Raw genomic sequence first — 12,312 nt, forward strand, 5'->3', positions numbered from 1 at the left:
CAAAGAGCTCACAAGCAGACATGGTGTGGGGGCGGCGGAGTTTCGCTTCACGCACGCTTCTGAAACTTCCCCTTGATCACTTTGCCGCCCACACGAAGTTGATCAAGGTAGTCGGACCACCACTGCGCCATGCGCACGCGCTCGGCCAATGAGCACCTCGATGGTATGCCGCCCTGACCTTGTCTCTCTCGTCATGGGCCAACGCACGCTCGATAGCGTCGGGATGCCAGAGCCCTGATTCATTCAACAGGGTGCTCGCCATTGCGCGAAAGCCGTGACTGGTCATTTCTTCCCGGTCATAGCCAAGTCGGCGAAGCGCGACATTGAGCGTGTTCTCGGAGATGGACCGCTTGGTGGTGTGGAGAGCGGGAAACAGGAACTCGCCCGGTCTCGCCAGCGCGCGTAATTCTTGAAGCAGGTAGAGCGATTGGCGCGAAAGCGGGATGGTATGGGCTTGTTTCATCTTCATTCGCTCGCCGGGAATGCGCCGTACCTTTTCAACAAAGTCGATCTCGCTCCAGCGGCCGCCGCGCAGCTCGCCCGGGCGCAGCAAGACATGCGGCGCCCGGGCGCAGTGCGAAGTATGTTTCGGGCCGACCGGAATAGTCTTCGATCGCGCGCAGCAGTTCGCCGACCTTCTTGGGCTCGATAATCGCAGCGTGGTGCCGGGCTTGCGAGACCGTCAGGGCGCTCCTCAGGATGTCGGCGGGATTACGTTCGGTCCGGAGCGTCGCGAAGCCATAGCGGAACACGCGTCCCGCGAAGGAGCGAAGCCGCAGGGCGGTTTCGTGATGTCCGCGGCGCTCGACGCGCTTTAGCGCATCGAGAAGTTCGTGCGGCGTAACCGCAGCGATCGGTCGCTTGGCGACCCCTGCCAGAAGTTCGAGAAACCAGCGCGCCTTCTTGATCGTCGCGGACGATCGCCCCTCACGCTCCATCTTCGATGCACTCGCCGGCTACGACCTTGAACGTCGTCTGCGCCGCAACCTCTGCCTGGATGCGCCGTTGCCGCTTGTCCTAGACCGGATCTTCGCCGTCGATGACTTGCGCGCGTGCCGCATCGCGGGCGAGGCGTGCCTCCTTAAGGGAAACTTCTGGAAAGCTGCCCAGGGACAGCTTCCGTTCGACACCGAGCACCCTGTAGCGAAATCGCCAGAGCAATGAGCCCGAGGGCTGCACCAACAAATATAGTCCTTTGCTGTCCGCAACCTTGAACGGGCGAGCTGCGGGCTTGAGCGCACGAATCTCCACGGTCGTAAGCATGGTGGGGCCACGCCTCCTGCTAATGTTCGTGGCCCATGGCCCCTTTTTGGCGGGGCCTTGGCGGAACATAGTGAGAAATCGTGGGACCGGCAGGTGCCATTTTACCGCAGATTTCTGCGGTTTTCTACCATGTTCTCAATATGTACTGGTGCCGCTTACAGGACTCGAACCTGTGACCCCCGCATTACGAATGCGATGCTCTACCAGCTGAGCTAAAGCGGCCCGTCCGAAGCATGTCGCCCGGAAGAGAGCGCGCGCTTACCAGCATGATTCGTAGCTGACAAGCGTTGCGATTTGCTTGCCGCGCCCGCAGCCCGGCACCGCAACAATACGTACCCGGCGGGCTTTACGCGTCGTTTACCATGGAGGGTGCACAAGCTGTGGCTCAAGGATCGGGCGGGTTGCCCGCAACGGAGCACGCGCATGGACATGGCTCGCGGTATCAATGAGCCCTTTGACTCGACTCCCGAGGTGTCGAATGACGACGCCGTTTCGGATCGACCGATGGAAATCGGCGCCGACGAGCGCCGCATGCATGTGCGCGCGTACAATTATTGGGTGTCGCTGCTCCATGGCCGCGCCTATCCCTCGATCGAGAATCTCGATCCCGAGAATATCGCCGATTTCGGCCCGCACAGCGTGCTGCTCGATTTCACCCGCGGCGTCTCGGATCCCTCGATCCGCTTTCTCGGCGAATCGCTGCGCGAGGAATGCGGCTTCACGCCGTCGATCCAGACCGTCGGCGAAGTGCCGAGCCGCTCATTGCTCTCGCGCCTGACCGACCATTATCTCCAGATCATCGCCAATCGCGCCCCGATCGGCTTCGAGGCCGAGTTCGTCGGCCAGCGCGGGCACAACACGCTGTATCGCGGCATCCTGATGCCCTTCTCGTCGGACGGCGAGACGATCGACTTCATCTATGGCGTGATCAACTGGAAGGAACTGGTCGACGCCGAGACCCAGGCGCGCCTCAATGCGGAGATCGAGGAATCACGCCGCATTGTCCCGCAGAACCCGGTTGCCGCCGCGGTCTGGGCCGACGGTCCCAGCGCCGGTTTCGATGCGATGGAGACCGTCGAGGCGCTCGTCCACGGCTCGAGCCTCGCCGATCAGCTGATGCTGGCGCGCGAATCGGCTGCCGCCGCGCGCGCATCCGACACGCGCAGCCGTTCGGCGCTCTATCGCGCGCTCAGCCGCGCTTATGATTTCGCGCTCGCCGCAGAGGCGGAGCCCGAGGGCTACCAGCTATTGCTCCGCGACGCCGGCCTCAACGTGCAGGCGCGCGCGCCGATGACGCCGCCGGTCAAGCTCGTCTTCGGTGTGGATTACGACAAGACCCGCCTCACCGAATTCGCCGCGGTGCTCAATTATGCCCGCCGCCAGGATGTGCCGCAGGGCGGGTTCGACGCCTTCCTCGAAGTCGCTCCCGGCGGGATCAAGGGCGTGGTGAAGGCCGAGCGCGACCATCGCCGTCCGGCGCCGAAGCGCGACGTCTTCGCGCAGGCCGCCGAGGAGATGCGCAGCCGTCCGCCGCTCGGCCATGTCGCCATCCCGGCGCAGGGCGAATTCGTCGTGCTGCTCGCGCGCGCGGGCCATGAGGGTCTCGATATCGTCGCCAGTTTCGAAGACGATACGGCGCTCACCGAACGCGCGATCCGCAAGGCTGCCGCCTGAGTTTTTCGACAAACTAGTCGCAACCGTTACTTTTCTTGCGCGCCGAGCCTTGAGGTCGGACGCTGGGCAGAGCATAGCGGCGCCCATGAAAAGCATGATGACGTCGCTCACGCAGGCGTTCGAGGCGCGGCTGCTCGAAGGGGCGCTGCCGGGAGAGCTGGAAGGCTTTGACGAGGGCGAGCGCGCCGAAGCGGCAGGCTTCGTCGCCGAAGCCGCGGCGGTGCGCCCGCCGGGCAGCCCGCAGATCCGGCTGGAGACCTATCTCGACGAAGAACGCCGCAGCATGCGGCTGGCGGTCGTCAACGACGACATGCCCTTCCTCGTCGATTCGATCTCGGGCGCGATCGCCGCGCACGACATCGCGATCTTCCGCCTCATCCATCCCGTGATCGCCGTCGAGCGCGACGGCGACGGCAAGCTCGTCTCGATCGGTCCGGCGGCGGCTGCCGCGCGCCGCGAATCGATGATCTATATTGAGATGGAGCGCAGCGACGCGCGCACGCGCCGCAGCCTGGTGGCCGAGATCGAAAGCACGCTCGCCCAGGTCCGCAGCGCAGTCGAGGACTGGCGCGCGCTCCAGGCCGCGATCGTCGCCGATGCCGATGCGCTGCCGACCGCCGAGGGCACGGCGCTGCTCCGCTGGTTCAACGACGGCGCGATGACTCTGCTCGCGCACGAGAAGTGGCGCACCGACGGCAAGGTCTCCGATCAGCTCGGTCTCGCACGCTACAAGCTCGGCACGCCGATCCTCGCCGACGCATCGCGCGAAGCCGCAGTCGAGCATTTCCGCAAGGGCGGCGAATCGCCCTTGCTGCTCAAGTCCAATTCGATCTCGACCGTGCACCGCCGCGTGCCGCTCGACATCGTCGTCGTGCCGATCCTCACCGGTGCCGAAGTGACCGGCCTGTCGATCCATGCTGGCCTATGGACCAGCGCCGCCTTGTTCGCCGATCCGCAGGACGTGCCGTTGCTGCGCACGCGCCTGGCGGGGCTGGAGAAGAAATTCGGCTTCGATCCCAAGGGGCATACCGGCAAGGCGATGTCGCACGCGCTGACTGCGCTGCCGCATGATCTGACCACGGCGTTCGACGCAGCCTCGCTCGAAAATCTCGTGCTCACTGCGATGTCGGTAGCCGACCGGCCGCGTTCGAAGCTGGTGCTGGTCCGCAGTCTGCTCGGGCGGCACCTTTTCGCTTTCGTCTGGCTGCCGCGCGACGAAGTCTCGACCGGCCGCCGCGAGGCGATCGGCGATATGCTCGCCGAATCCGCCAGCGCCAAGCTGATCAACTGGTCGATCGCGCTCGAGGACGGTGTCGTCGCTTTGCTGCGCTACACGCTCGATCTGCGCGGCGGCGGCGTCATGCCCGATGCCGGCGAGCTCGACGCGCGGCTGGCGCGGATGCTGCGCGGCTGGGTGCCCGCGGTCGAGGCGGCGCTGGTCGAGCAGGCCGGCGGCGCGTCGACGCGCCTCGCACTGCGCTTCGCCAATGCTTTTCCCGCCGTCTATCGCTCGACCAACACGCCCGAGGAAGCCGCGCGCGATATCCTCCGCATCGCCACGCTCGACGGCGCCGGCGATCGCTCGGTCCGGATCACGCCGCATCCCACCGAGAAAGGCCAGTACCGGATCAAGCTCTACGCCCAGGGCGGCGCGCTTGCGCTGTCGGATGCGGTCCCGGTATTCGAGAATTTCGGCTTCCGTGTGATCGAGGAAGTGCCGACGCAGCTCGCCAATGGCTGCTTCCTTCACGATTTCGAAGTCGCATTGACCGGCACTGCACCGGCACTCGCCGACGATCCGACTCTCGTCGAAGACGCCATCGCCGCGGTGCTCGAAGGCCGCGCCGAGAACGACATCTTCAACCGGCTGATCGTCGAGGGCGGCATGCGGCCGACTTCGGTCGTGCTGTTCCGCGCGTGGTTCCGCTATCTCCGCCAGACCGGCATGAACTACGGCATGGGCACCGTGGTCGATGCGCTGCGCCGCGCGCCCAAGGTCGCCGCCGCGCTGATCGAGCGGTTCGAGGCCGCGCACGATCCCGCCCGCGCCGGCAAGGACGAAAGCGCCCTCAAGGCCGCGGCAAAGGCGATCGACGCCGGGCTCGATCAGGTCTCGGCGATCGACGACGATCGCATCCTGCGCACCTTGCGCGGCGTCGTCCTCGCCACGCTCCGCACCAACGCCTTCGCGCCCGCCGCGGCCGAAGCGCTCGCCTTCAAGATGGATTCGGCCAAGGTCCCCGGGCTTCCCGCGCCGCTCCCCTGGCGCGAGATCTGGGTGTACAGCCCGCGTGTCGAGGGCATCCACCTGCGCGCCGGCCCGATCGCGCGCGGCGGACTGCGCTGGTCCGATCGGCGCGACGATTTCCGCACCGAGATACTCGGGTTGATGAAGGCGCAGCGCGTCAAGAACGCCGTGATCGTGCCGACCGGCGCCAAGGGCGGCTTCTATCCCAAGCTGCTGCCGTCGCCGGCAGTCGATCGCGACGCCTGGTTCGCCGAGGGCACCGAAAGCTACCGCGTCTTCATCCGCGCGCTTCTGTCGGTCACCGACAACATCGTCGCGGGCAAGGTCGTCCATCCCGATCAGGTCGCGATCCTCGATGGCGAAGACCCCTATTTCGTCGTCGCCGCCGACAAGGGCACCGCCACTTTCTCCGACGTCGCCAACGCACTCGCGGTCGAACGAAACTTCTGGCTGGGCGACGCCTTCGCCTCGGGCGGGTCGCACGGCTATGACCACAAGGCGATGGGGATCACCGCCAAGGGTGCCTGGATATCGGTCCGCCGGCACTTCCTCGAAATGGGCGTCGACGTGCAGTCCGAGTCCATCCGCGTCGCCGGCTGCGGCGACATGTCGGGCGACGTGTTCGGCAACGGCATGCTGCTGTCGAAGGCGCTGAAGCTCGTCGCGGCGTTCGACCATCGCCACATCTTCCTCGATCCCGATCCCGATCCGGCGAAGAGCTGGGACGAGCGCACCCGCATGTTCGCGCTGCCGCGGTCGAGCTGGGCGGACTATAACCCGGACCTGATCTCGAAGGGCGGCGGCGTGTTCCCGCGGACCGAGAAATCGATCCCGCTCAGCGCCGAAGTCCAGGCGATGCTCGGTCTCGATGTTCCCGAGATCGATCCCAACAGCCTGATCTCGGCGATCCTCAAGGCCCAGCTCGACCTGCTCTGGTTCGGCGGCATCGGCACCTATGTGAAGGCCGCGAGCGAGAACCATGTCGAGGTCGGCGATCCCGCCAACGATCGGCTCCGCGTCAATGCCGAGCAGGTCCGCGCCAGGGCGATCGGCGAGGGCGCCAATCTCGGCGTCACCCAGGCCGCGCGCATCGCCTTCGCCAGCCATGGCGGCCGGATCAACACCGACTTCATCGACAATTCGGCGGGCGTCGATTGCTCGGACAACGAGGTCAACATCAAGATCGCGCTCAACCGCGAGGTGATCGAGGGCCGGCTCGCTTTCGAGGACCGCAACACGCTGCTGGCCGAGATGACCGACGACGTCGCGCATCTCGTGCTCGAGGATAATCGCCTCCAGACGCTGGCGCTCTCCTTCATGGAGAATGACGGCGCGGTATCGCTGCCCAGCTATGTCCGGGTGATCGAGATCCTCGAAAGCACCGGCCGGCTCGACCGCGCGGTCGAGGGGCTTTCGTCGAACGAGGAGCTTCTCCGCCGCGCGCAGGAGGGCAGGGGGCTCACCCGGCCCGAATTGTCGGTGCTGCTCGCCTCGACCAAGCTCGCGCTGCAGGACGCGATCGAGCATGGCCGGCTGGGTGCCGATCCCGAGCTCGAGGACGATCTGCGCGCCGCCTTCCCGCATGCGATGCAGCAACGCTTCGCCACGGCGATCGAGGAGCATCGGCTGCGGGGCGAGATCGTCGCGACCAAGCTCGCCAATCGCATGGTCAATCGCCTCGGCGTGCTCCACCCGTTCGAGCTCGCCGAGGAAGAGGGCGCCTCGATGGCCGATATCGCGGCGATGTTCGTCGTCGCGGAGCGGTTGTTCTGCCTCCCCGCGGTGTGGGAAGCGGTCGAGAACGCACAGATCGGCGAAGGGGCGCGCCTCGCCTTGCTCGACGAAATGGCGGTCGCCGTGCGCGGTCAGGTCGCCGATCTGCTTCGCGTCTGCCGGCCCGGCGCGGGCCCGGCCGAAGTGATCGCCCGGCTCAAGCCCGGCATCGACGCGCTCGACAAGCAGGCCAAGGCGCTGCTGCTCGACGAAGTGAAGAGCCAGAGCGGGCGCATCTCCGCCAAGCTCGAAGCGGCCGGCGCGCCGCCCGAGCTCGTCGCCAAGGTCGTCCGGCTGTTCGAGATGGACGGCGCGGTCGGCCTCGCCGAACTCGGCGTCCGCAAGGGGATCGACGAGACCGTGCTCACCCGTGCCTTCACCCATCTGGGGCAGGCGCTCGGGCTCGATTGGGCGCAGTCGACCGCGGCGCGGATCACCACCGGCGATCCGTGGGAGCGGCTGCTCATCGCCGGCCTCGCGCGCGACTTCCAGCAGCTGCGGCTCGACTTCCTCAGCCGCTCGGAAGACAAGGACCCGCAAGCGGCGGTCGACACGTGGCTGGAGGCGAACCGGCCGCGAGTCGACCAATTCGCCAATCTGGTGCGGCGCGCACGGCAGGCGGCGGTGCCCAACGCCGCGATGCTTGCCCAGATCGCGGGCCAAGCGCGCGTGCTGCTCGGTCGCTGAGAAGAAATGGCCACGGCCCTGCTCGTCGGTATCCCGGTCAGGCTCTCGGGACCCATCGGGACCTGCATTGAGCAAGCGTCGTTACGCGGTCAGCTATTGCGAGGTGTTCTCAGGGCCGATGCCGATGAGAAGGCTCTCAACTTTGTGTCAGATTGCCTCCGGCCGGACGGCTCGCGACGAGCCAGGTGCGGATGGCGCTAGCGAGGTTGGGGGGATCGTCGGTCTGAATGCGCGCATGGTCGATCGCCGCCACCAATGCGTTGAGCGGGAGCGCTTTTTCGGCCGCCGTCGCCTCGAGCAGTTCCCAGAAGACCGGTTCGAGCGTGATCGAAGTCTGATGCCCGGCGATAGTCACCGAACGTTTTACCGGGCCTGCAAACCCTCCGGCAGGCGGAGCGACCTTCATTCGGTGTCGAACAATGCGGCGAGCTGCTCGACCATCGTCCCCGCGAGCTGCTCGGCGTCCATGATCGTCACCGCACGGCTGTAATAGCGCGTCACGTCATGGCCGATGCCGATCGCCACGAGTTCGACCGGCGAACGCGATTCGATCCAGCCAATCACCTGGCGCAGATGGCGCTCGAGATAGGAGCCCGAATTCACCGACAGCGTGGAATCGTCGACGGGTGCGCCGTCCGATATCACCATCAGGATCTTGCGCTCCTCGGGCCGCCCGATCATCCGCTGATGCGCCCATAGCAGGGCCTCGCCGTCGATGTTCTCCTTGAGCAACCCCTCGCGCATCATCAGCCCGAGCGACTTCTTTGCGCGACGCCACGGCTCGTCGGCTTGCTTGTAAACGATATGACGCACGTCGTTGAGCCGGCCGGGCTGGGCAGGGCGCCCCTCCGCCAGCCACTTCTCGCGCGCCTGCCCGCCTTTCCACGCCCGCGTGGTGAAGCCCAGGATCTCGGTCTTGACGCCGACGCGCTCGAGCGTGCGCGCCAGGATGTCGGCGCTGATCGCCGCGATCGAGATCGGCCGCCCGCGCATCGAGCCCGAATTGTCGATCAGCAAGGTGACGACGGTGTCGCGAAATTCGGTGTCGCGCTCGATCTTGTACGACAGCGACTGCATCGGGTTGACCACGACCCGGGCCAGCCGGGCGGCGTCGAGCATCCCCTCGTCCTGGTCGAAATCCCAGCTGCGCGATTGTTGCGCCATCAGCCGGCGCTGGAGCCGGTTGGCGAGCTTGGTCACCGCGCCCTGCAGATGGACGAGCTGCTGGTCGAGATAGGAGCGGAGCCGGTCGAGCTCCTCGGCATCGCACAGTTCGGTCGCGGCGATCACTTCGTCGAACTGGGTCGTATAGGGACGATATTCGAACTGCGGCGGCATGTCGCTCCACGGGCGATTGGGCCGCGTGGGCATCATGCCCTCCTCGCCGTCGTCGCCCGGCTCGCCGTCGGCGTCGTCCATCGCTTCGGACTGGCTGTCCTCGCCTTCCGCCTCGTCGGACTCGCGTTGTTCGCCGCGGGCCTCGACTTCACCTTCGCCCTGCTGGGCGTCGCTGTCGCCGTCCTCGTCGCCTGGCTCGTCCTGGTCGTCGGTGCCTTCGTCCTCGCCGCCGCCCTCATCGGCTTCGTCCGGGATCATCTCGCCTTCGACGAGTTCGAGGTCCTGGAGCAATTTGGTGGCGAGGCTGGCGAAAGCCCGCTGGTCGTCGATCGTCAGTGCGAGCGCGTCGAGATCGGCGCCGGCGCGCTCCTCGACCCAGTCGCGGATCAGCGCCATGCCCATCGCCGCGCTGGCCGGCGCCTCGCGCCCGGTCAGGCGCTCGCGGACCATCAGCCCCAGCGCCGTGGATAGCGGTACTTCCTCGCGATTGCGTGCGCGTGCAATCGGATCGGCCCGCAGCCGCACGCCGAGCGAATGCTCCAGATTCGCGGCGATCCCCGCATAGCCACGCGAGCCGAGCGCCTCGATTCGGGCCGTTTCGATCGCATCGAATACTGCGCGCGCCACCGGCTCGCCGGGCGCGGCCCGCTGGTGCATGCCCACGTCGTGATGCCTGAGGCGCAGCGCGAAGCCATCGGCGAAGCCCCGTGCCTCGGCGACCTGCTCGGCAGGCAGCGTGCGCGACGGCATCGGCACCTTGATGCTGCGCCCGTCCTGGCGCGGCGCCTCCGAAGTGAAGGCGAGCTCGGCTTCGGCCTCGCCCGACAATGCGCGCGCGGTTCCGCCCAGGACGTTGCGCAGTTGCTCGAGGGGGGAATCGGCTGCCACGCGAGTCATGTGGCGGGAAGGCCGCATGAAATCAATCGCGCAGGCCCCCCACGGGAAGTGCGGGCGCCGTTTAGCGAAATACTAATCAACCTTCAGCATATTGCAGCGATCGGCTTTGGGGACGGCGGATGCGGGCACGCGGCAAGTTCGTACTGGCAGTGATGGGTGCAGTGGCGCTGTTCGCCGCACTGGCCGAGCCCGCCGAGGCGCGGCGGCGCTTTCGTTTCGGCAGCTTCGGCGGCTTTGGCGGGAGCAGCGGCTATGCCGAGAAGATCGACAAGGTCTACGACCTGCCCGACACCGGCACCTATTTCCACGACGGCAAATATTACGACCTCGGCGCCTTTTATCAGGTCCGTGACGGTGCCGAGATATATCCCGCCGAGCCGAGCTTCGTGCTCTATAATGGCGATCGCTATGTGAAATTGGGCGGTGCCGAGCTCACGATGCTCACCGTCGAGCTCGGGCTGGATCCCACGGCGACCTATCGCGCCAACTATTCTTCGAAGATCGCGGTGCGGCCGAAAAGCGCCAACGAGATCGAGCGGCTTCCGGGCGAGACGAACGAACAGCTCCTGGAACGCGTGCGCCGCATGGCGCATGCACAGAGCAAGGGCAGCGAGCCGGCGGCCGGCACCGCCGCGAAGGTGGGCGCCGGCTGGACCTTCGCTTTCTTCCTGCCAGTACTGCTGATCGGCGGGATATTCGTGTTCGGGCTGCGGAAGTTCCTCCGCCGGCGCGTCGCCGATGTGCTCGCCGCGGAACCCGAGATGGGCGCTGCCGACGTCAATACCGCCACCTTCGACCAGCGCATCGCGGCGCGGCTGCGCGAGCTCAATGGCGGGCAGGGCGAAGCGACGGGCCAGCCGGCCGCCGCACCGGGGATGCCGGCGCCGCGCACCTTCGGGCGGAAAATGGCCTAGGCGCCTCTCCAACCGCACTGGACCCGCTAGCGCGCCAGAAGGGCTTGGCAGCCGCGGGCCGGATACCGCCGTTGACACGCCGGCGGTTGACACGCTTTCGACTTTCCGCAGGCTGACAAGATACGGTAAGTATCTCGTTTTGAACGATAAAATGAAATGCGCGGTTGACACGGTCTGACTCTTCGCGCCAGTCGCGCGGCATGCGCGTTGACACATGCGCGTTGACACATGCGCGTTGACACATGCGCGTTGACACATGCGCGTTGACACATGCGCGTTGACACATGCGCGTTGCCATGCTGGAGGGAGATCGATCCGACAGTGTCAAAGAGCGGGTGGCGAGACCCCACACCTTGGGGTGAAAACCCAAGCAACCTTGATAAATTCAGTCATCCCGGCCTTGAGCCGGGATCCCGCTTCTTCTGCTCGTCCCAAAGGCCGGGGCGACGAGGGAATGAGGCAAGCAGACGAAATCCTACATTGCAATGCCGAACGACCGGCATTTCAGGCTAGGCCGACTTGCTGACCACGCTCTCGGGCAGGTCCTTGCCGAACACCCGCTGGTAATATTCGGCGACCTGCGCGCGCTCGGCCTCGTCGCATTTGTTGAGGAACGAGAGGCGGAAGGCGAAGCCGATATCGCCGAAGATCAGCGCGTTCTGCGCCCAGGTGATCACCGTGCGGGGCGACATCACGGTCGAGATGTCGCCGTTGATGAAGCCCTTCCGGGTCAGATCGGCGACGCGGACCATGTTCTCCACCGTCTCCTTGCCGCCCGGCTTGTCATACTCGCCCGACTTGGCGAGCACGATCTGCGCCTCGACCGCGGCGGGGAGATAGTTGAGCGTCACCACCACGTTCCAGCGGTCCATCTGGCCCTGGTTGATCTGCTGGGTGCCGTGATAGAGCCCGCTGGTATCGCCGAGGCCGACCGTGTTGGCAGTGGCGAACAGGCGGAACCACGGGTTGGGGCGGATCACGCGATTCTGGTCGAGCAAGGTCAGCTTGCCCTCGGTCTCCAGCACGCGCTGGATCACGAACATCACGTCCGGGCGCCCCGCGTCATATTCGTCGAACACCAGAGCGGTAGGCGTCTGGATCGCCCAGGGAAGCAGGCCTTCGCGGAATTCGGTGACCTGCTGACCGTCCTTGAGCACGATCGCGTCACGGCCGATCAGGTCGATGCGGCTGATATGTGCGTCGAGGTTGATGCGGATGCACGGCCAGTTGAGGCGGGCGGCGACCTGTTCGATGTGCGTCGACTTGCCGGTGCCGTGATAGCCCTGGATCATCACGCGGCGATTGTGCGCGAAGCCGGCGAGCACGGCGAGCGTGGTGTCGGGATCGAACACATAGGCCGGATCGAGATCGGGCACGCGCTCGTCCGCTTCGCTGAAGGCGGGGCATTCCATGTCCGAATCGATGCCGAACAGGTCGCGCACCTTCACCATCTTGTCGGGCGAATCGAGGATCGTCGTCTCGCGACTATCGGGCTGGGTGTTGGGGATGTCGGCCATC

At 66.1% G+C, this 12,312-nt stretch carries 6 protein-coding genes, 1 tRNA gene and 1 pseudogene; 3 read left to right on the forward strand and 5 right to left on the reverse strand.

The annotated features are described in order from the left end of the window. Nucleotides 1–47 precede the first annotated feature (47 nt). Both ASE13_RS02640 and ASE13_RS02645 read right to left on the reverse strand, forming a co-directional pair. Nucleotides 48–1,263, reverse strand: a pseudogene (locus ASE13_RS02640) (tyrosine-type recombinase/integrase). Nucleotides 1,264–1,409: 146 nt separating this feature from the next. After that, nucleotides 1,410–1,485, reverse strand: a tRNA-Thr gene (locus tag ASE13_RS02645). Nucleotides 1,486–1,686: 201 nt separating this feature from the next. On the opposite strand from ASE13_RS02645, the gene ASE13_RS02650 reads away from it, so the two are divergent. Further along, nucleotides 1,687–2,937, forward strand: coding sequence for a hypothetical protein (locus tag ASE13_RS02650; RefSeq protein ID WP_056611034.1), 1,251 nt, complete (start codon nt 1,687–1,689; stop codon nt 2,935–2,937). 85 nt (nt 2,938–3,022) lie between these two features. Continuing rightward, complete coding sequence (locus ASE13_RS02655; RefSeq protein WP_056611037.1) at nt 3,023–7,645, forward strand: NAD-glutamate dehydrogenase; 4,623 nt, start codon at nt 3,023–3,025, stop codon at nt 7,643–7,645. Between the two features lie 136 nt (nt 7,646–7,781). Here ASE13_RS02655 and ASE13_RS02660 read toward each other — a convergent pair whose 3' ends face one another. Further along, nucleotides 7,782–8,051, reverse strand: a complete 270-nt coding sequence (locus tag ASE13_RS02660) for a ribbon-helix-helix domain-containing protein (RefSeq protein WP_056611041.1) — start codon at nt 8,049–8,051, stop codon at nt 7,782–7,784. Continuing rightward, on the reverse strand, nt 8,048–9,871 hold the full coding sequence (gene cobT, locus ASE13_RS02665; protein WP_056614601.1) for a cobaltochelatase subunit CobT: 1,824 nt from the start codon (nt 9,869–9,871) through the stop codon (nt 8,048–8,050). Before cobT ends, ASE13_RS02660 begins: the two co-directional genes overlap by 4 nt. Before the next feature lie 128 nt (nt 9,872–9,999). Here cobT and ASE13_RS02670 point away from each other — a divergent pair, with 128 nt between their 5' ends. Then, nucleotides 10,000–10,794 carry a hypothetical protein gene (locus ASE13_RS02670; protein ID WP_056611044.1) on the forward strand — a complete coding sequence of 265 codons (795 nt, stop codon included), beginning with the start codon at nt 10,000–10,002 and terminating at the stop codon, nt 10,792–10,794. Between the two features lie 509 nt (nt 10,795–11,303). Here the strand turns inward: ASE13_RS02670 and cobS are convergent. Then, a complete protein-coding gene (gene cobS, locus ASE13_RS02675) occupies nt 11,304–12,311 on the reverse strand; it encodes a cobaltochelatase subunit CobS (protein WP_056611047.1) in 1,008 nt (335 codons plus the stop codon). Between the last annotated feature and the right edge of the window lies 1 nt (nt 12,312).

Source organism: Sphingomonas sp. Root241 (genome assembly GCF_001428865.1).
In the GTDB taxonomy this organism is placed as follows: Bacteria; Pseudomonadota; Alphaproteobacteria; order Sphingomonadales; family Sphingomonadaceae; genus Sphingomonas.

What these genes read in the sequence shown, in the direction of transcription:
- ASE13_RS02660 (WP_056611041.1), bottom strand. Translation starts at nt 8,051, where the DNA reads ATGAAGGTCGCTCCGCCTGCCGGAGGGTTTGCAGGCCCGGTAAAACGT.
- ASE13_RS02670 (WP_056611044.1), top strand. Translation starts at nt 10,000, where the DNA reads ATGCGGGCACGCGGCAAGTTCGTACTGGCAGTGATGGGTGCAGTGGCG.
- ASE13_RS02655 (WP_056611037.1), top strand. Translation starts at nt 3,023, where the DNA reads ATGAAAAGCATGATGACGTCGCTCACGCAGGCGTTCGAGGCGCGGCTG.
- ASE13_RS02650 (WP_056611034.1), top strand. Translation starts at nt 1,687, where the DNA reads ATGGACATGGCTCGCGGTATCAATGAGCCCTTTGACTCGACTCCCGAG.
- cobS (WP_056611047.1), bottom strand. Translation starts at nt 12,311, where the DNA reads ATGGCCGACATCCCCAACACCCAGCCCGATAGTCGCGAGACGACGATC.